Source organism: Streptomyces sp. NPDC002623, from assembly GCF_053592635.1.
Genome location: NZ_JBSFWB010000003.1, coordinates 459,166 through 479,610 on the forward strand (window position 1 = coordinate 459,166; position 20,445 = coordinate 479,610).

General features: G+C 67.5%; 8 protein-coding genes and 1 pseudogene. 4 read left to right on the forward strand and 5 right to left on the reverse strand.

Features of this window, described 5'->3' with window-relative positions:
• The first annotated feature begins 102 nt into the window (after positions 1-102).
• The 3 genes from ACWD4O_RS07745 to ACWD4O_RS07755 are packed head-to-tail and all read left to right on the forward strand — an operon-like array spanning position 103 to position 5,461.
• On the forward strand, positions 103-927 hold the full coding sequence (locus ACWD4O_RS07745; protein ID WP_451278409.1) for a hypothetical protein: 825 nt from the start codon (positions 103-105) through the stop codon (positions 925-927).
• Positions 927-3,212: a bifunctional serine/threonine-protein kinase/ABC transporter substrate-binding protein gene (locus tag ACWD4O_RS07750; protein WP_451278411.1), complete on the forward strand. Its 2,286-nt coding sequence runs from the start codon at positions 927-929 to the stop codon at positions 3,210-3,212. Before ACWD4O_RS07745 ends, ACWD4O_RS07750 begins: the two co-directional genes overlap by 1 nt.
• Positions 3,212-5,461: a bifunctional serine/threonine-protein kinase/ABC transporter substrate-binding protein gene (locus ACWD4O_RS07755; protein ID WP_451278413.1), complete on the forward strand. Its 2,250-nt coding sequence runs from the start codon at positions 3,212-3,214 to the stop codon at positions 5,459-5,461. The genes ACWD4O_RS07750 and ACWD4O_RS07755 overlap by 1 nt, the downstream gene beginning before the upstream one ends.
• Before the next feature lie 9 nt (positions 5,462-5,470).
• Here the strand turns inward: ACWD4O_RS07755 and ACWD4O_RS07760 are convergent, their stop codons facing one another.
• Positions 5,471-6,367, reverse strand: a complete 897-nt coding sequence (locus tag ACWD4O_RS07760; RefSeq protein WP_451278415.1) for an RNA polymerase sigma-70 factor — start codon at positions 6,365-6,367, stop codon at positions 5,471-5,473.
• A gap of 40 nt (positions 6,368-6,407) precedes the next feature.
• Positions 6,408-7,619, reverse strand: coding sequence for an NAD(P)/FAD-dependent oxidoreductase (locus ACWD4O_RS07765; protein ID WP_451278416.1), 1,212 nt, complete (start codon positions 7,617-7,619; stop codon positions 6,408-6,410).
• An 871-nt stretch (positions 7,620-8,490) separates the two neighbouring features.
• On the opposite strand from ACWD4O_RS07765, the pseudogene ACWD4O_RS07770 reads away from it, so the two are divergent.
• Positions 8,491-8,844: pseudogene (locus tag ACWD4O_RS07770) on the forward strand (AAA domain-containing protein); the annotation flags it as partial.
• Between the two features lie 6 nt (positions 8,845-8,850).
• Here the strand turns inward: ACWD4O_RS07770 and ACWD4O_RS07775 are convergent.
• The 3 genes from ACWD4O_RS07775 to ACWD4O_RS07785 all read right to left on the reverse strand — a co-directional run bounded on the left by ACWD4O_RS07775 (position 8,851) and on the right by ACWD4O_RS07785 (position 20,348).
• The gene (locus ACWD4O_RS07775; protein ID WP_451278418.1) at positions 8,851-9,768 is read right to left on the reverse strand and encodes a WD40 repeat domain-containing protein; all 918 of its coding nucleotides are present in this window, start codon (positions 9,766-9,768) and stop codon (positions 8,851-8,853) included.
• Between the two features lie 87 nt (positions 9,769-9,855).
• The gene (locus ACWD4O_RS07780) at positions 9,856-16,137 is read right to left on the reverse strand and encodes an RHS repeat-associated core domain-containing protein (RefSeq protein WP_451278420.1); all 6,282 of its coding nucleotides are present in this window, start codon (positions 16,135-16,137) and stop codon (positions 9,856-9,858) included.
• 530 nt (positions 16,138-16,667) lie between these two features.
• Positions 16,668-20,348 carry a LamG domain-containing protein gene (locus tag ACWD4O_RS07785; protein WP_451278422.1) on the reverse strand — a complete coding sequence of 1,227 codons (3,681 nt, stop codon included), beginning with the start codon at positions 20,346-20,348 and terminating at the stop codon, positions 16,668-16,670.
• Positions 20,349-20,445 lie beyond the last annotated feature (97 nt).

Below are 20,445 nucleotides of genomic sequence, written 5' to 3' on the forward strand. Positions count from 1 at the left end.
AACTCGGGCAGACCCGGACCGGTTTGGCCGGCTGGGCCAGTTCGGCCGATTCGGTCGGCTGGGTCGGTGCGGCCGGTTCGGTCGGTGCGGCCGCTGAGGGCCATGGCGTCGGCGGCCACGGTCGCCGTGCTGCTCGGCGGCTGCGGCGCCGGGGACGACAAGACGGCCGAGCCGAGCCCTTCGGCGTCCGCCCGGTCGTCGTCCGGCACTCCGTCCGGGTCCGGTTCCCCAACAGCCTCCGCCTCCACCGGCAGTGGTTCGACTTCCGGTAGTGACGCGACGTCGCTGACTCCGTTCGAGGCGGACCCCGCGGCCGTGCCCCGGACGAAGGCGCAGGCCGAGGCCCTGGCGAAGGCGGTCGCGCTACGGCCGCAGGGCTGGGGAGCGGGCTTCGTCGCCCAGCAGCCGGCCGAGAGCGCCCCCGGCACCGCCGCCGTCCTCGACGAACAGTGCCGGTGGCAACGCCGGTCGCTCCCCCAGGGCGTCCTGGCCTCGCTGTCCCTCTACAGCGCGCGGCCGGCCGTCAAGGGCAAGGGAGAGCTCAAGGTGACCGCGGCGGTCACCGTGCACGCCACGGTCCTCGACGCGGACGAGCAGTTGTCCACCACGCTGGAGGAGGCGCTGCGCTGCCCCGTGCAGCAGGTCCGCACCGACGAACAGATCGCCGGACTCCGGTCGATCGGCACACCGTACGGTCAGGGCGCCAACAGCTACGCCGACGACGACGTCCTGGAAGCAGGTTCCTACCTCAGCGCGGACGGCGAGCAGACGTACCGCTGGGACGTCGCCCGGCTCGGCACGCTCACCGTCGCGGTCTCGGTGAAGGGCGCCGCGGGTTACTCCGTCGACGAGCTGACCGATTACATGTCGGAGGGCCTCGTCTCGATGCTCAACCGCGCTGAGTTCGAGCTCGGAGGACAGAACTGATGGAGCCGCTGCGTTCGTCCGATCCCGCCCGTATCGCCGACCACCGCCTGCTCGGGCGGCTCGGCGCCGGCGGCATGGGTGTGGTGTACCTGGCGCGCACGCCGGGCGGCGCCCTGGTCGCGCTGAAGGTCCTGCTCGCCGAGTACGCCGAGGACCAGGATTTCAAGGAGCGGTTCCGCCGCGAGGTCGAGGTCGCCCGGCTGGTCGACACTCCCTGGGCGGTGCCGTTGGTGGACGCCGACGCCGACGCCGAAGCACCCTGGCTGGCAACGGCGTTCGTGCCCGGCCCGTCGCTGGGCGAGGCCGTGTCCGCACACGGGCCGCTGGCCGAGCACGGGCTGCGGCTGCTCGGCGCCCGGCTGGCGGAGGCGCTGAGCGAGGTGCACCGCGCCGGGCTGGTCCACCGGGACCTGAAGCCGGGCAACGTACTGCTCGCCCACGACGGGCCCCGGCTCATCGACTTCGGCATCGCCCGGGCCCCGGAGGACACCGCCCTCACCGCGACCGGAATGGTCGTCGGCACCCCCGGCTATCTCTCGCCCGAGCAGGCCGGCGGCCCCGGCGGCGACGACATCGGTCCCGCGAGCGACGTCTTCGCCCTCGGCTGCGTCCTGGCGTTCGCCGCCACCGGACGGGCGCCCTTCGGCAGCGGAGCGGTCGACGCCCTGCTGTACCGGGCCGTGCACGACCCGGCGGACCTGGACGGAGTGCCGCCGAACCTGCTCCAACTGGTGGAACGCTGCCTGGAGAAGGACCCGGCCGGACGTCCGACCGCGGAGGAACTGGCGCGGGAGCTGGCGGAGGAACCGGAGGAGCAGTCGGAGTCCGGGAAGTCAGGGGCGACATCGGGGTGGCTGCCCGAGCCGGTCAGCCGCCTGATCGCCGAACGCTCGGCAGCCGCCCTCGCGCTACCGGACATCGAGCACACCCACGTGACGGCCGGTGCCCCGGCACAACCGGACGACGACACCGCACCCGCCGAGTCCGAAGCACAGGACACGCCCCCCGGTCAGGCGTCGGCACAGACAGCCGCGCCCGAAGCGGAACCCGAACCGGAGGACGCTGCCCCTCCGGCCGCCCGACGGCGTTTCCTGCTGCTCGCCGGCGGAGCCGTGGCGCTCGCGGCGAGCGGCGGCGCGGCCTGGTGGGCGGTCGCCCGGGACGATGACTCCGGAGACGACGCCCCCGCCGCCTCCGCGTCGTCGCAGCGCCCCGTGCACACCATCGCGCTGCACGGCGACCTCAGCGGTCCGCAGCGGGAGGCGGGCAAGGCCCAGGAGCGCGGACTGCGCCTGGCCGTCGCCGAGTTCAACGCGCGCACCGACGCCCCGTTCACCGTGCGGGTCAAGGCCGTCGACGACGCGGGCGACCCGGCGACGGCGGAGCGGCTCGCGACGGAACTCACGGACGACCCGGCGGTCCTCGCCGTGGTCGGCCCGACCACCGACGCCACGGCGCAGACGGCCCTCGCGAAGTACGACGCCGGGCTCCTGCCGGTGGTCGGCGTGTCCCCCGGCGGGGTCAACCTCGCCCTCTACGGATTTCGCTCGTTCTTCCAGGCACGGCTGACCGACTCGGCGTTCCCCATTTATGTCCACAACTACCTGACCGGCACCGCGCGTTCACGCAAGGTCGGCATCGTCCTCGACCGCCCCGCCGGTAACTACGCTTCAGAGCTGGGCAGTTCACTCAGCGTTGCGCTCACCGGCGCGGGACAGCCGTCCGTGCCGGAGGTCGTCAGCGCGATGCGGCCCGACTTCGGCAGCGCGGTGGACGGTCTGCTCGCCGCCGGCGTCGATTCCGTGTTCTTCGCCGGGCTGTACGACCGGGGCGCCCTGATCGCCGGGACGCTGCGAGACCGCAAGTTCCAGGGCGCCCGCGTGTCCGGCCCCGCGCTGCTCGACGGACGGTTCCTGACCGAGGCCCAGGACGCCGCCGAGGGCTGGGTGGTGGTGGCCCCGGTCATCGACGCGACCGTCAAGCCCGAGGCGAAGGCGTTCGCGGCCGCGTACCGCGAGCGCTGGAAGGAGGCGCCGCCGTGGTACGCGGCGGAGGCCTACGACGTCACCGGCATGCTGCTGAAGTCGCTGTCCGGGCTGCCGACGAAGGGCCGTACCCGGGAGAAGCTGCTCGCGGCGCTGCGCGCGGTGAAGTACGAGGGCATCACCAAGCAGTACGCCTTCCAGCAGAACGGCCAGCTCGTCATCGACGGCAACGGCGGCTACCTCTGGCGGGTCGAGCAGGGCGACTTCGTGTACGGCGGCCCCGCGCCGCTCACCCGCTGATGGAGCCGTTGCGGACCGGCGATCCGTCCCGCCTCGGCCGCTACCGTCTGCTGCGCCGACTGGGCGCCGGCGGCATGGGCGTCGTCTTCCTGGCCCGCGCGCCGGGCGGAGCGATCGCCGCGGTCAAGGTCGTCCGCGCCTCGTACGCCGAGGAGGCGGGCTTTCGGGCCCGTTTCCGCCGCGAGATCGAGGTGGCCCGCCGGGTGGACAGCCCTTGGGTGGTCCCCCTGCTGGACGCCGACGCGGAGGCGGAGACCCCATGGCTGGCGACGGCATACGTGCCAGGCCCGTCGCTCGCCGAAACGGTGGACGCCTTCGGACCGCTGTCGCTCGCGTCCGTCCACACGCTGGGCCGACGCCTCGCCGAGGCGCTCGACGCGATGCACGGGATCGGCCTGGTCCACCGCGACGTGAAACCGGGCAACGTCCTGCTGGCCCCGGACGGTCCCCGGCTCATCGACTTCGGCATCGCCCGCGCCCCGGACGCCACGGCGCTCACCTCCAGCGGCGTGATCGTCGGCTCGCCCGGCTTCCTCTCGCCCGAGCAGGCCCGGGCGCGCGCCGGGGAGATCGGCCCGCCCAGCGACGTGTTCTCGCTGGGCTGTGTGCTGGCGTTCGCCGCGACCGGGGTGCGCCCGTTCGGCGCCGGCGCGGCGGCCGGCATGCTGCTGCGCACGGTCTACGACGACCCCGACCCGACCGCGATGCCGGAACCCCTGGCCCCCCTCCTCCAGTCGTGTCTGCACAAGGCTCCGGCAGACCGCCCCACCCTCGCGCAACTCCAGGAGGCGCTGGCGGAGGGAACGCGGGAGGACGCCCCCGGGCACGCGAGCTGGCTGCCGGAGCAGGTCACCCGCCTGATCAACGAACGATCCGCGGCAGTGCTGGCTGTCGGGGCGATAGAACCGACCCAGGTGCCGAAGCCGACGACCGGAGTCTCACCGGAAGCCACGACGCCGACGACCGGGGTCTCACCCGAAGCCGCGACCCTGACGGCCGTCACGACGGCGCCGCGGCCCGCCGCACCGCCCGCGGTCGGCCGCCGCGCCCTTCTCCTGGGCTCGGCGGCGGGGGTCCTGGCGGCCGGTGGCAGCGGGGCGTGGTGGTGGAGCAGCCGCCGGAAGACGGGAGGAACGACGTCGACGTCCGAGGCGCCCCCACGCCCCGAACTGACCGTCGCCTTCCAGGGCGACCTGACCGGCGCCCAGAAGGAGTACGGCAACGCCCAGCTCAACGGAGCCCGGCTGGCCGTGGAGCAGGTCAACGCCGACAGCGCCCACCCCTTCCGCATCAAGCTGCTCCCGCACGACGACGGCGGCGATCCGAAACGATCGTCCGCGGTGGCCGCCCAGCTGACGAAGGACGCGGGCGTCCTGGCGGTACTGGGCCCCACGACCGACGCCTGTCTGCTCTCCGCCGAACCCACCTACGCCAAGGCGACGTTGCCCGTTCTGTCCGTCTCGGTGGGCGTCGACATGGAGCCCGGTTCGGTCGGCTCGGGGCAGTTCCCGTCCCATGCGTTGCTGCGCGTCACGAACGAGCTCCTCGCCGCCCCCTGCACCCGCTACCTCAGCAACCACGTCAACGCGCAGAACGCGTTCCTCATCGCCGACCAGGCACAGGGCGACTCGGCCTGGAACCTGTGCGACCAGTCCCAGCGAGCACTGGACCGGGTCGGTCGGGACGCCACGCTGAAGAGCATCCCGGCCGGAGAGATCGACTACGCGTCCCTGGCCGCCGAGGTGATGTCCGCGCGGGCGGACGCGGTCGTCTTCACCGGCGACGCGCCCCGCGCGGCCGGCCTGGCGACGGCCCTGAAGTCGGCGGGTTTCACCGGAACCCGCCTGGCGACGGAACGAGCCCTCGCCCCCCGCTTCCTCACCGCCGCCGGCGCCGCCGCGACCGGCTGGGTCTTCGCCACGTCCTTCATCGACCCGACGGCCGCCCCCTCCGCCCGCGCCTTCGCCGCGGACTACCGCACCCGGTTCGGTGCCGCCCCCGGCTGGTACGCGGCGGAGGCCTACGACGCCCTGATGTTCCTGACGGCGGCCTGCACGAGGAACGGCACGGCGGTGCGGGAACGAGGTGCGATCGCCCGCAGACTCCGCGAGATCGCCTACACGGGCGTCAGCCGTACCCTCAAGTTCGAGACCGGGTACGGCTTCAACCACGACGCGATGTTCGTGTTCCAGGTCGTCGACGGCAGGTTCCGCTACCTGGGGCAGTACAAGGACGCGGCGGTGTCGTGAGGCGGGCGGTCAGCGGGAGGTGAGGGGCGTCTCGGACTCGACGTGGGTGAGTTTCTCGGGGTTGCGGACGTAGTAGAGGCCGGTGACGCGGGCGTCGTCCACGCGGAAGGCCAGCACGCCGTCGATCACGCCGTCCACGCGCAGAACGAGTCCGGGGTTGCCGTTGATCGTCGTGGGCTCGCTGGTGAAGGCGCCGTCGGCCTTGGCGACGCTGCCGGCCATGTAGCGGAGCACCTTGTCGGCGCCGACGACGGGCCGCAGGGCCGCCAGCTTGAGGCCGCCGCCGTCGCTGACGAAGACGACGTCCGGGGCGAGGAGGTCGAGCAGCCCCTGCAGGTCTCCGGTCGCGAGGGCGGACTGGAACGATTCGAGCGCTGCCCGGGTCTCCTCGGGGGAGACCGGTGTGCGCGGTCGGCGGGCGTCGACGTGCTGACGGGCGCGGTAGGCGATCTGGCGTGCCGCGGAGGGGCTCTTGTCGATGACGGCCGCGATGTCGTCGTAGCCGAAGTCGAAGACCTCGTGCAGGACGAAGACGGCGCGTTCGATCGGTGAAAGGCTTTCGAGGACGAGCATGAGCGCCAGCGACAGGTTCTCGGACAGCTCGACGTCCTCGGCGACGTCCGGCGCGGTGAGCAGGGGCTCGGGCAGCCAGGGGCCGACGTAGGCCTCCTTGCGTCGTTGGAGGGTGCGCAGCCGGTTGAGTGCCTGCCGGGTCGTGATCCGCACCAGGTAGGAGCGCTGGTCCCGCACCTGCGCCAGGTCGACCTTGACCCAGCGCAGCCAGGTCTCCTGGAGGACGTCCTCGGCGTCCGCCACGGATCCGAGCATTTCGTAGGCGACGGTGAACAGCAGGTTGCGGTGGGCGACGAAGGCCTCGGTCGCGGGGTCGGTGACGTGGTCGCTCATGTCGTGCGTTTCGTTCTCTCCGGAGCGGGGGTGGCGACGGCTAGGCGGCACGCCGAGGGCCGGCGGGGGCCTCTTCCGACTGAGACGCTTCCACACGATCGGCGCCGTCGCCGTGGGACGCGCGGGTCGCACGGGTTGCGCGGGAACTGGCCTTGCGCGCCCCGGAGAGCAGCTTGCCGAGGGTGAACCGGCAGGCGATCTCCTTGACGCCGGCGCCGGTGCGTCCGCTGATGCTGAGCGCGTTCACCTTGTCGTTCAGGTAGGAGAACTGGGTGACGCCTTCGTCGCGGCCGAGGCTGAGGCACTGCCCGGCGAAGAACATCCGGACGGGGGCGGCCTTCTTGCCCGCGATCCGGCGCAGGACGGTGTCGGCGGCGGCCGGGCCGAGCTGGGTGGCGGCCTGGCAGCTCATCCGGAAGGGGTGGTCGGGCATGACTCCCGCGTCCCCGGCGGCGATGATGCGCACGTCCTCCACGCTGGTCAAGGTCGTGTCGGTGATCAGTCGACCGTCGGCGTCGGTGCGCAGCCCGCTGCGGGCGGCCAGGTCCGGGACGCGGAATCCCGCGGTCCAGATGGTCACCGCGCTGGGCAGCGAGCGGCCGTCGTCGAGCCGCACGGCGTCCTGGGTCACTTCCGTGACCCGCGCGCGGGGACCCTCGATGACGTGTACGCCCAGCTTGGCGAGGCGGCGGGCGACGGGGCGGCGGACCCGGGCGTGCAGGGAGGGGCCGAGGACGCGGCCGCAGACCAGGGTGACCTTGCGGCCCGCCTCCGCCAGCTCGGCGGCGGTCTCCAGACCGGTCGGGCCGGACCCGACCACGGTCACCGGAGCCGACTCGGACGTCGCCTCCAGCGCCGACCGCAGTCGTTGCGCCCCTTCGAAGTCCGACACCCAGTGAGCGAACTCCGCCGCTCCGGGCACGCCGGGATCGGCGGCGCCGCTGCCCACCGCGTAGACGAGGTAGTCGTAGGAGAGCGTGCCGCCGCCCGCCAGCGACACCTTGCGCCCGGCGGCGTCGATCCGGGTCGCGGTGTCGACCACCAGCCGGACGTTCCCGCCCAGCACCTCGTCGTAGCCCTCGACCGCGTCGTCGGAGCCGGTCACCAGCTGGTGCAGACGGATCCGCGAGACGAACTCGGCACGCGGATTGACCACGGTCACCGACACCCCGTCGCGCCGAGCCAGCTTGTTGGCCGCCGTCACACCCCCGTACCCTCCGCCGACGACGACTACCTCGACGTTCGCGCTCATGATGTCTCCTCGTGCCGTGATGGACTCGACATGGAGACACCGGCCGTCGGCCCCGCGTAACAACCTCGCGGATGAGACGTAGGACACAAGAGCGCTATGAGGCAACTGCTCCGCTCACTGCACGAGGCCGCGGAGATCAGCGGCCGTTCCCGGGCAAAGCCGCAGGCAGCGGCAGACGAATCGGGCCGTACGCCGGTTTTCCTGACACACATTTCTGACGTGCACCTTCGCGGGCCGGGTCGGCTGTGACCTGCTAGCACGGGTTACGCAGGCGAAGACCGGAGGCAGTCAGCGGAAACCGCTCTGATTCGACCCCGATTCGGCCGGGGCAGGTCGGAGCCGATGGTGAGCAGCGGACGGAAGTCCGCGCCGACACTGTTCCGATGCGACGGGGTGAGCAGGGACTCCTGAGGGTAGGGCGGCCTGCCCGTCAGCGCGAAGAACAACGTGGCGCCGAACGCGTACACGTCTGTGGGTTCCTTGGCACTGGGGAAATCGAGGGGGAACAACAGGTGGGTGGCGCGAGGAGATCGCTACGGCCCTGGGGGAACTGTTGGCGATCTCGGGGGGTGCGGGTAAACAGCCGCGCTGGCAGCGGATCGGGCGCGCGGTCCGTACCAGGGAGGACGGCTGGTACGCGGTCGACGTGCGCGGCTCGGACATCGGACCGGACCAGGACCGGACCAGCTCAAGGGTCTGCGACTGGCCGGCCCCGAGTCGGACGGTGTCGACGGAAGTGGCTTCTCCGTTGCGGAAACGGTGCAGAACGGCTCTCTGCTCACCGTCAAGGTTGCAGAGTTCGCCGACGTCATGGACCCGTATCTGTGGATCCTCAAGCAGCCGCCGACGTTCCTCGTCGAGGCCTTGCGCGATGGCATCGCGGGGCTGGGCGAGGCCCCGCTCGCGAGCGCTCTGGCCGGCGGCTCGGTCGGCGGTACGTCGTCGTCCGACCCGAGCCCCCCGGGGTTCCACCCCGCACAGGCCGACGCCTACCGCGCCCGTCTCGGCGAGGGGGGTGCACCTGGTGTGGGGCCCTCCAGGCACCGGCAAGACGACCGTACTGAAGTGCGCCATCGGCGACCTACTCACCCGCAGCAACCGGGTCCTGCTGGTGTCCGCCACGAACATCGCGGTGGACAACGCCCTGAAAGCCTGGAACAAGGACATCCGGTTGGGGGTGGTAGACGCTGCGGACGTGGTTCGCGGTGACAACAGGTGGGTTACTAGACGTTCAGTGCAACCGATGTGTCGTGAGTCTTCCGTCGCGCGTACCGACCGCGAGCAGAGCACCCCCCTCTGGGGAAGACAACACCGACACCGCGTGGCCGGCAAACGTCTGAGCGATCGGGACACCTGTCAGCAGATCCCACTGTCTGACCGTGTCACTTTCATCCACCGTGAACAGTCTCGTCCGCCCTGAGACAACAGCCAACGCCATGTCCACCACAGTCTCCGGAGCCGAGGTCATTGGTCCCACCTCTTCTCCTGTCTCGGCGTCCCACCGACAAACAGAATCTCCGTCATCCACCGCCCCAATGAACACAGCGCGACCGTCTGGTAGGTACGCGGTCCTCAAGAGGACGATGTGTGGTGCCGAGAGCGGTTCACCGAACGGCTGTCCGGAAATCGCGTGCCACCGGTGGACCTGGCCGTCTTCGGAGCTTGCCACGATCAAAGGAACGCCGTTCGAGATCACCGCGGTCGCCACGGCGACGACATAACCGAGCGGTTTCTCCGGGACAGGTCCGGCAGCGTGGCCGGTGAGGAGATCCCACCGGTACACACCACCTACGCCACCCCCGATGAGAAGACCTCCGCCTTCGACCGACCCATCGGCGGCGACATTGAACAGATGGTGGGCACCGCTGTCGGGCTCGCGAAGCAGACGACCGCTCACTCCGTCCCAGAGGCACAACCCGTCTTCATCGGGTGCCGCGATGCGTACCTGACCGTCAGGCAGAACGGCCACAGCCATACTGGGCACGTCACCTGCTCCGGACTCGAGGGCCTGAAATTCCCCCAGGAGCTCCCCCGAGTCCGGGTCCCAACGATGCAATCGTCCCGAAGCGGCGGTCACCAACTGTGTCTCGCCCGTCGACAATCGGTACAGCAAGGGCAAAACCGGAGCTCCGAAGCCCGTGATCTCCATGCCCGCTCCGGTCCTCACCGATTGCACAACGCCTCCCTGACATCTAGCTCGACGGCGGCAGACTACGCCATCCGCCGGATCTGCATCCTAGGGTTTATCAATCTCATCATCGAGGATCCCCCAGGCGATATCCCCCTTGCCGGCCGCAGGAGGGTTCCTCAAATTATTGAGCAGCGATATCCCTCTTACCGTGAGGACGATCGCCCTATGAGCATCCGGCGTGCCCCTGGATGTAAGATTTCTCATCGCTTTTTTGAATCTGTCGTCGATGAGTACGTCGTCCACGAATCCATTGGTTCCCTGCAGTTTCCGCCAGTCTCGGCCGGTGGCACCTCCCAGGTCACGTGCACATTCCTCCGAGCATATGGTGTTCGTCGAGTAAGCGCTCTGCCATTTGATTATTTTCCCCCCGAGGTTCTTCCGTTGCAGTCCCGCATCCTCCGCCAGCTCCCTTATCCCCTGCTCCGAGTGCGCAGCGGTGCCGTCGCTTCTCTGACCAGTCGCCTGGAACACCACAACGTTGACACCGGAGAGCAACTCCTTGATGGCAGTGACCGTTTTCGGGCTGGCGCCGGCGTTGAGGACGGCGATGGTCCTCGGGACCACCCCCTTCTTCCCTCCGTCGACTATTACCTGAGCGAGAACTATGTTGAGTCCGGTCCGATAGCGCCTTCCGTTCGGTTCCGCACCAAACCAGTCCCGGAGTTCAGTGAGGGCGTTCATGAACGCGAACTGGCCCACGCTTTGAGCGGTGGACATCGCCCACGGACGACGCGGCCAGGGAAGCTTCAAGGTCGATACTACTTTGACCCCTGCCGCGTACGGTATTGCCGCTCCCACACCGCTGCCACCGTAAGAAACACCCCCGCCACCGGTTTTCTTCCCGTTGGTCGGTGTACTTCCGGAGCCTTCGTAATCATGGGCGGCCGAAGAATCCGAATGTCCGGGAGTTGAGTTCAGACAGCTAGGGCAATTCCGGGTCGGGCAGTCGATGTCTGCGCATTCCCCGATGGGATCACTGGTGGTCGCGGGGTTATTGTTTGCGTAGCTATAGCCGTTGAGACTCTGGGCACTGTCGGCTGCCAGGACGGGGTCGACGCTGAGGAATTGGCCGATCGCAGAATCGTATTCGCGGGCACCGATGTGGGTGAGTCCGGTGGACTTGTCGGCCGGTTTACCAAGGAAGGCCTTGTCATCGATCCACGCCGGCCCGACAGCCGTACCGCGTGCGGCTCCGAACGGAGTAGTGAAACGCCGAGTGACCTCCTGGGTGGCAGCGTCGACGGCAAGGTTCGCGGTGCCGTGGTGGTCGCTGGCGACGAACGTGAGCTTGTCGGTGCCTGTTTCGTTGCTGCGGACGGCAATGACCGTGCCATTGGCCGCGTAACTGCGCGTGGCCCAGGTCTTGGTGGTGGTGCCCGTCGCCTTGACGTGCAGTTCGGTTGCGCCGAGATAGAGGACGGATTCGCCCTCGCCGCCGGCACGACGAATCAGCAGTTCCCCGTTGGCGTCGTACAGGTAGTCGGTCCTCTTGCCGCCTTCGGCGAGGCCAGCAAGGGCGCCGTCGGAGTTCCAGGTCAGGCTCTGGGGCGTTCCGGTGAGACCGGGGCGATTGGTCGTGGCACCGGCTGCGTTGTAGGAGTACGCGTCCTCAACGCCGCCGCAGGATGCTCCGGTTGTCGTGGCCGTGAGTCTGTGAGGCTTGTCAGCCTTGTTGTAGCAGTACTTTCGCGTCGTGGGCGTGGTGCCGTTGTACGTGGTCTCGCTGGTGCGTTGGCCGGCGTCGTTGTAGGCGTATTCGCTTCGGTAGGGGGCGGCTCCTCCGGTGACGCTGCTGGCGCAGTCGCCGTTGGCGGGAGTGAGTGCCTGGGTCAGGCGACGGTAACCGTCATAGCCGAAACACTGGATGTCAGCCGTGGAACCTTGGGGAGTGTCCGCGATCTTGGTGACGTTGCCGACCTGGTCGTAGGTGTAGTCCAGGTTCTGCGGCTTGTAAGGGGCGATGGCCGGTGTGGTGACGTCGGCGTGGGTCAGACGACCGGTGCCCTGTTCGAAGACATTGGTCAGGTAGGTCTGCTTGGCGCTGTCGGCCTCCGAGGTGCCCAGGATGAGCTGCTCAGCCTGGCCGAGAGCGCTGAAGCTGGTGCGGAGAAGGTAGCCAGTGGCTCCCGAGACGGTGCTGACCTGACTGGTGGCGTTGTAGCCGTATGTGATCTTCTCAGCAGGCAATCCCCCTACGGCCGGCTGGGTGCTGGTGGCCAGCGTTCCGTCGAGATAATAGGAGGATTCCGCGGTGTAGGTACTGGCTGCCGCGCCGGAGGCGACCAAGGGGTCGTCCGAGGGCAGAGTGAGCTGTGTCTTCTTCGGGCGGTAGAGCTGGTCGGACTCGACGACGGTGTCCGTGTAGGCACGGCCGTCGGCGTATCGCGTGGATGTTTCCAGCTGGCCCTTGTATTTGCTGTCGTATGTCCACTCTGCGAGTTTGTTGGCAGGCTCCTTGACGTTCTGCCAGAGGCCGGTGGTACGGCCGAGGGCATCGATTTCGTAGTAGACCTTGGGTTCGGCGTTGGACTGCGTCCAGTCGATCGTGTCGAGATCGGTGTAGCTGGTAGTGGAGGTTCCCTTGTCGGGGTCGGTCGACTGAATCTCACGGCCGAAGAGGTCGAAGGTCTTGGACCACACAGCACCGTCATTGCCGGTGATGGTGTCCGTTTTGCCATCGCGCGTGTAGTGGTAGGCGAGGTTGGTGTAGGCCGGTGCCGGAGTCGTTCCGCCGTAGTCGGGATCGTTGGTCATCGGACCGGCGTAGTCCCGGCGTTCCACGATGCGGCCGAGCACATCGTTGATGACGCGGCTTCCTTGGCCGCCCTCAGGTGCCGTGGTAGCAGTGCTGTCGCCTGTGTAGCTGGTGGTCGTGGACGACTTCTGTCTGCCGAATACGAGGAGGGCACTTGTCGTCGGGCGGCCGACGCCGTCGAAGACGGTGAGGGTCTGGGCGGGGGCCTCGCCGTGGAGAGCCTTCGTGTAGATCGGGTCAGGGGTGTTCTTGTCGTCGAAGATCTGGTCGTAGGCCTCGGAGATCAAGCCGCGGTCGTCGTAGCGGGTGTCGGTGAGCAGGCGTCCGCCCAGTGGGGTGGGGTTCTGCGTCTGCAGCGGCCGGTACAGCGAGTCGAAGATCTGGTAGGAGACGGTCCGTGCCGATGCCGTCTTGAGCAGCGAGGTTGATACGACCGGTGCGCTCCCGCGTTTGACGGTGTATCCGTACGAAGCGCTCGGGGAGTCATTGCTGCCGCGAGCCCGGTCGGGCAGCCACACATCGGTCAACCGGCCGAGCGCGTCGTAGGCGGACTCGGTCAACCTGTTGTTCGCGTCGTATTCCCGCAGCTTCAAGCCGCGCAGGCCGTCGTAGTAGGTGATCGTCCGGTGGTCCATCGCGTTGTACGTGAGGATGCGGGTCAGAGGGCCGTGACCGGTCGGCGTGTACGTGGTGCGACTGGTCTTGACCTTGTCCTTGCCGTTACTCACCACCAAAGGGCGGCCCAGCGCGTCGAACGCGTTGGTGGCGAGGGTCTGCCAGTTGATGGGATGCCGTTCGCCGCCGCTTGCGCTCGCCGGGTAGCCGGTGGGGCGGCCGGACCATGTGGCCTCGCCCTTCGTGGGGCGTTGGTTGGGTGACCAGGTCGTGGCGTCGGGGTTGTCGTAAACGGTGGCGGCGTCGGAAAGGACGTCACCGCGGCCGGCGGTGTCCGTGGGCAAGGAGAGATCCGTCTCCGAGGTTGAACAGGGCTTTCCGACTGTCCGGGTGCGGGAGACGAGGGAGTTGATGTAGATGCCGGCCGCGGCATCTTCAGTGCGCGCGTACCAGGTGCGGGTGCAGGTTTCCGCCGTACCCACCTTCGTGACCATGCCGAAGGAGTCGTAGCTGGTGGTGGTACCTGTGGTTCGCCACGTTTTGGGAACAGTGAGGTAAGTGTATGTAGCGGAGTTTCCCGGGCGGACGTAATAAGCCTCAGTGTGCGCGTAGGACTTCTGCTGTGAAGCGGTCCTCTGAGACCAGGGATTGTTCACGCTCACCGTGATCGGAGCAGTTCCGTCGTAGGTGATCTCTTGTCTGAGGAAACCCGCGTACTGGTCGGAATCGGTCCAGTCGGCGATGGTCAGGCCAGATACGGGAACCGCTTTGACTGCCGAGCTTCGGCGGGTGCCGGAGTCCACGGCGTTGGCGTCGTCCGTGGCCGGGGTGAGCAGCCGGTCGCCGTTCATGCCCTGCATGTACACAGAGGTGGTCTTGGACCGGGTGCGGTCGGCCCGGCCGGTGTAAGTGGTCACCTGACCGTAGCCTCGCCACAGGGACCAGGTACGTTCGTCGGCTGGTGTGAACGGGGAGTCGTCGTAGTGCCATCCAGGGTTGCTGTAGGCGTACTCGTTCTCGATGGCCGAGCCGGCGACGGGATCGTCGGTGAGGACAGCAGTGACGCGGTATTTATGGAACCAGTCGAGGGAGGCCTCGTCGGAGCCGTTGATGTTCCAGTACACCGGGTAGCACGATTTGCTGTTGGTGTCCTCTGCGGCAGGCATGTTGGAACCGCGGACGCACTCGGCCGGCGAGAGGGTGACGGTCGTGATGGCGCCGGTCTCGCTGGTGATGGTGTGCATGCGTGGGCGGCTGTACGGCAGGATGTTGCCGCCGCCGGGGGTGGTGCCACCCTCCACGCGGTTGGGCCGTAGCTGGTAGGTGAAGGAGACCGGGTCCAGCTTGATGGCGGTTCCGGCGTGTCCGGTGCGTTCGATGCCGGTCAGAACCAGGGTCTGGTCGGAGGTGTTGCCGATGTCCTGGCCGTCTTCCCACTTGTGTGAGAGCGTCCAGGAGTCCACGGGAGTGTAGGCAGTCCCGTTCCATACCCCAGTGGCAATCTTGGTAACACGTTTGCGGGTGAAGAACGAGGGGCTGACGGCCAGGCAGTCGGTGTTGGAGTCTCCGTTGGCGCAGATGGCGTCGTACGGCACATCCGGCCAGTTGTCGGCTGAGTCCTCGGTAAGGGAATCACAGCCGGTGCCGGTCGCCAGACAGCGCTCGTCGTAAGTGAAGGCCACCTGGGCGGTTGCGTTCGTGGTGAACAGCACCGCCGCGCTCTGCCCGAAGAGGATCTTCTGGAGGGTGCCGCCCCGCGTGTAGGCGGCGTTGGCGGTGGAGCCGTTGCCACGTTTGTAGTAGTTGGTTTCCTTGTTGTACCAGTACGTCATGGCGTTGCCATGGGTGTCCTCGACGAGGTCGAGGTTCCAGCGCCATCCCTGGATGTCCCAGCGATCCGCAAAGCTGTTCCCACTGCTGTAGCCGGGCTCACCCGTGTCGTCGCCGAAGACTGGCACGGTCCACACCGAGTTGGTCCGCTCACTGTCAGGCGCGCCCGGCAGTTTGTGCAGACCGAAGGTGTACTTGGTGCCGTCGCCGGTGGTCACCCGCCAGTACTCGCCGTTGCCGTCACCGTTGCCGAGACTTGTGTCCTTGAGCTGTTCGACCTTGGAGGCGTCGTCGTCCTTCAGCTGCCACTGGCCGCTGGTGTCGTCCTTGACCAGCTCGGATGACTTGCCGTCGAGGACCAGGGAGGCGTTGTCGTACTTCCAGCACATGTCGAACTTGTCGACCTGGCCGTCGTCGTCGCACGAGCCGTACTGGCGCTCGATGTAGGAGGCGCCGGGCGAGTTGAAGCCCTCGCCGACCACCGTCGCTTGCGTATTGGTGTTGGCGGTCCGGCCGTCGGTGCTGCCCGAGTCGTAGGAGAGATCCAGCTTGGGGAGGGGTCCGGCCGCGACGGGCGGTGTATCGAGCGGGTAGGACCAGCCGAAGGAGCCGGACGAGGATCCCGCCGTCCAGGAAGAGGAAGGTGAGAGTTCCGTGGCCTTGAAGGATCCGGCAGCCGAGGCTGTCTCACCGGACGCGGCCAGGGCCAGGACAACTGTGGCGGCCTTCCCCGGCACAACCGACCCGTCAGCCTCGGAGGTGACCGCTGCAGAGCCGAAACCGACCCGACCGGTCACGGTCTGCCGCTCGGCATCGTTGACTGTGGTGAGAGGCGTCAGTGTGCGGCAGGCCGGCTTCTCCGGAGTGGTCAGTACGCACTCGGGAAGTTTTGAAAAGCTGAGCCTACCGGCCCAGTCACCACCGTAGGCGGAAGCGAATGCCGCGTAGTCGATGGTGAGCTGAGCGTCTCCGGGCTGCGCCGGAGTGGCGGTGAGCAGCAGGCCGTTGAGCCCTGTGGCACGTGTCTCCTTGCGACCGAGGACCTCGATCTGCGCCGTGCCAGCAATGGGGTGCTTGCCGTGCGGGGTGATCGCGACGGGCAGCCCACCGACCAGGGTGGGCTTCAACTCGGAGGTGTTGTCCGAGCTCGCAGTCGCCTTTACCCTGACCGTGGCCCGGCTGTGTTCGGGCCAGGTCACGTGTTGTTCGGCCAGTGCGCTCTTTGCCCGGGTGTCACCCGCTGCCTTCGACTTCGCAGCCCGCTCCCGAGCCCTCTCAGCTCCCGGCGAGACGGCCTGGACCTTGCTGACACGTTGACCGGAGACATCTGGTACTCCCGGCCGAGACGCGGCTTGAGCCAACGGACTGCCACTTAGCGGTACCAACAACGCCAGAGTCAGGACCCCCACCACGGCACCCCGCCAGCCCACGCGTGCCCGCCCTGTCGCGAGTCGGCCTGTGGCCAGGCGGCGATCGGTTTTCCGCGATGTGCTCATTAACCTGTCAACCCCCAACGAAGGGCCCTGTGTCCAGTGCCGGGACAGCTGGCATCACGGGCTGATACGGCGACGACGTCCAATGCGACGGTGATGTGCCTCGACACGTTCGTTGTGGCCCAGGGCAAGGCGTGCGTCCCTGGGCCACTACGCAGGCCTGGCTAAGTAGTGATCCCGATAACCTGTGTGAGGTGTTCTGCGTCCTCCAGGGCACCGGCGAAGAGGCGGACCTCCTCGATCGTCCCGGGCAGGAAGTTCTGGGAGGCCCCTGCGATGGCGCTCTTGCCGACCTTGATGCCCTCGCCGCCGATCTTGGCGGTGAAGGGCTCTGCTCCGGCTTCCTGCGGGGTGTTGCTCATATACAGGGCCACGGTGCCGTCCTGGGCATCATGGACACCGGTCAGATGAACCTGGGAGGCAGACAGTTCTTCCGCCGTGGTCTCCACGCCTGTGATGGTGCCGTCGGCGTTCAGCCGACCGAAATACCACCGTCCGGAAAGGATCTTTACCTCTTCGGGCTCACCCAGTTCGTTGTCCTCTATTTCGACGCGGAAGCCTGTGCGTTTGAACCAGATCCCCCATGCCGAGTCGCCACTGGTAGCGGTGTGGCCGACCACCTGTGCCAGGTAGCCGTCCGGTTTGGACTCCATCGCGTTCACGTCCAGTTCCACGTGCGTGGTTACGGTGAACGAACCGGTGTCGTCGATGACCGGGGACTCGGTGGATGCGCCGTCGTCGATGCCGTCGAACACCATGCCGTCCGCCGTAGTGGCGGCACCGCCAAGGAGGCTGAGCGGGTGATTTCCGGTCGCATCGGTGACGGTATTGGTCCCAGGTTCGGTGGGATGCCAGTCGGCGACCTTGGCCAGGCCGGGCTTGCTACCGTCATCCCGCATCGAGGCTGCCAGCCCCATCTCGTAGTCAGAGGTCAAGCGCTGCCACACAGTGACCTCGTCGATGCTGCCCGGCCAGTAGTCCGCCCAGGACCCGGCCAACTTTGTGCGGCCGATCTGCAACCCGCCCTGGTCGGTCCAGGCACTGGTGTAGGAGGAACTGCCCTGCAACTTGCCGTTGACATACAGCCGAATCTGCTTGTTCGGCATGTCGTAGACGCCGGCCACATGCACCCACGCCTTGAGCGCCGCGTCGTCCTGGGACAGCACGGACGCCGTCCAACCGCCATCCGGCTTGTCACCGTCGGCAGCGTTGAACCTCCACTTGCCCTGGCTGCACCCCAACCAGAACGGGCTCTTATAGGTGGCATCCTGGCTGACTGCTGCAAAGCTCTTGTCGCACGCGTCCACACGCGCCCAGGCAGAAATGGTGTAGCTCGCCCGTGGGTCGATCACTGGACCGGAGGTGGCCCCGTACTGTGCCGACCCAGTCAACCGGATCGCCTTGTCATCGCCGATGTATGTGCCGCTGCTGTCGAGTAGTTCTCCTCGGCGACCGCCGGCATAGCGGCTCGCACCGGACAGCGTTATGGGGTCCTGGAACGCAGGATCAGTAGTGGAGGTATCCACCGCGGCACCGGTGGCCTCATCGAAGTGCCACTGCCCGACCGGTTTTTCCCCCTCCTTGACGAGGAACTCCACTTGCGCGGTACCTCCGCGGCGGCCAAGGGAGTCCTTTGCCACCACTTGCAGCGTGGCGGTGCCGGGTCTGGTGGGCGTGATGGTCTGGTTGACAGTTGCACCCGGAAGCCAGGTCGACCATGTGGTGTCGGTCGACAACTTGTACTGGTAGTGCGTGTTGGTGTCGCCGACGGCCGGGGTGAAGGTGAACTGCGCGCCCTGGTTGGGACCGCCGGCCGGCGTGCAGGTCACCGCGCAATTTGTGTATGGCGACCCGACCGCGATATTCGGGGGCTTCGGTGCCGACGTGTCCACTTTGAAGTAACAGGCTGCGGTGTAACCGGTGTTCAGGAACGACGTCTGGTTGTCGTAGTACGACATCGTCAGAGCCTTCATGCGATACACCACCCCCTCGCTCAGGGCAGTGGCCAAGGTGGGGGACTGTTTGGTCAAGTTGGCCACGAACCCTGTGGATGGGCTGGTCAGATCGGGGATTCCCACAAGGGGGCCAGATTTCCAGCTGCCGCCTTCTAGCTTGTCGAAGCGGAACCTGATCCTCAGATGTGCCCCCACCGAGCCGCCCACGGCAGTCAGTGGAATGCCTGTCACCTGCGGCTTGGGGGCAGCAACGATCGTCGGATTGGCCTGGTCGGTGGAGCAGATGTAACCGCTCCCGGACGGGAAGCCCACACTGCGAGGTAGTGCCGGGATGCCGACGTAGGTGACCTTGAGCACGGCGTCGTCGTCGAAGCGCTTCCAGCCGTTCGGGTCCGACTCGTCCTTCGCCATCAGCATCAGTGTGAGCAAGGACAGCTTGCCCTCAGCGAAAGACTTCACCGTCGCGGTGAGATTCTCGTCCGGCTCGTCAGGCAGGTTGTCGACGAACTTGATGGGAGCATCCGGCTGTGACGGGCAGTAGGCCGCATTGCCGGCAGCGACACTTCGGTCACCCATCTGATCCAGCTTGGTGGGGCCCGGCCAGTTCGTGGACGCCGAGATCGGATTCGTGCGTTCCAGGTCGACCCATGACGGCGTGCAGGAGAAGGAGTGGCGTTCCGTGATCCAGAACTCGGCTCCCAGGACCCGCTTACCGGCCAACGAGGTCGGCTTGAACTCGAAGTACATCCGGTTCGTGTAAGCGGCACCCTTCGTGCAGTAGTACAGGTAGTCGCCAATCACCTTCTGGGAACAGCGTCCGACACCCAGCCCGTCAGTACCGGTCGAGAAGTTGTACTGGGTTCCGTTGGCCGAGGACAACAGAGTGCGTTCGGATTCGTTGATCTCTACCGAGGGGTCGATATACAGCGGGAAGGAAGCCGCGGGGGTGTCGGTGAGCATTCCCGGATCAGGGGTGACCGCGATGGAGTCCGGCTTCAGGTTGAGTTCGAGCACGGCCGCCTCGTCGCCCACGCCGGGTCCAGCAACCGGGTCCTCGGTGGCCCCGCTGGCATCCAGCGGAATCTCGTCGGCGGTCTGGATCGAGGCCAGTGCACGACTCGGGTTCACCTGCGTGTCGCCGGAGGAGTCCCACATCCGCGCTGCGGGCGACTGGAAGACCTTCTGGCCATTGGTACCCACGGCGATCAGGCCGCCACCAGGGCGATTCTGCATCTTCAGCCCAGTCGTCCTGAGTGAGAAATTGATCTCCGCCAGTGCCGGATTACGGGCCGCCTCGGGGGTCTCCACCTCCAGCACCTGCTGGAAGCCCTCCAGCGTGGCTGTCACGATCAAGTTGGCGTCGGGCAGCACATCGTCGTAGATCACGCGTGCGCCGTCCAGCCGCGGTGTCGGCAGCTCGCCCGGCCAGCCGAGTTCCACCGCGCGTCCGGCTTCGGAAATCTTCACCAGGTGAGATCCGTCGCCCCCTCCGGAGAAAACCATGTCCGCCGTCGCGGCCTTCGGTCGGATCGCACCGTCAGCCCCCTTTGCCAGCGTGGCATCCGGCTCAGCCCAATCCCCACCGGACTTGGCGACCCGCACCGGGGCGACGGACTGCTCCATCGTCATCGTCACGCCATCCGGATTGGCGAACGTGGTGGTGTACTCCCCTCGCTCGCCAATCACTTCGACCCGCTGCCCCGACTCCTGCGCCTGCGCCAGGGCCTGATGAGCTTCGTCCAGCGTGGAGTCCTCCGCGGCGCTCGCGGGTGCGGTGGTTATGATCGCCGGCGACATGGCCAGCAAACCGACCGCCGTGACTGCGCAGACGTTTCTGCGCAGTTGCCGGCCCCATGCGCGGGCAGCACTGTGCCCCCACCTCAACGCCACGATCCCCACCCCAACGTCACAGGAGTCCCACAAGTGCGCTGAGTTAACTGGGGACTACAAGGAATAGTCAACAGCTTTCAAAGGGCGCGCCGAGCAA

Excerpts from the sequence above, each read along its gene's own strand:
- ACWD4O_RS07760 (WP_451278415.1), bottom strand. The coding sequence starts at position 6,367 with ATGAGCGACCACGTCACCGACCCCGCGACCGAGGCCTTCGTCGCCCAC.
- ACWD4O_RS07750 (WP_451278411.1), top strand. The coding sequence starts at position 927 with ATGGAGCCGCTGCGTTCGTCCGATCCCGCCCGTATCGCCGACCACCGC.
- ACWD4O_RS07775 (WP_451278418.1), bottom strand. The coding sequence starts at position 9,768 with ATGGAGATCACGGGCTTCGGAGCTCCGGTTTTGCCCTTGCTGTACCGA.
- ACWD4O_RS07765 (WP_451278416.1), bottom strand. The coding sequence starts at position 7,619 with ATGAGCGCGAACGTCGAGGTAGTCGTCGTCGGCGGAGGGTACGGGGGT.
- ACWD4O_RS07745 (WP_451278409.1), top strand. The coding sequence starts at position 103 with ATGGCGTCGGCGGCCACGGTCGCCGTGCTGCTCGGCGGCTGCGGCGCC.
- ACWD4O_RS07755 (WP_451278413.1), top strand. The coding sequence starts at position 3,212 with ATGGAGCCGTTGCGGACCGGCGATCCGTCCCGCCTCGGCCGCTACCGT.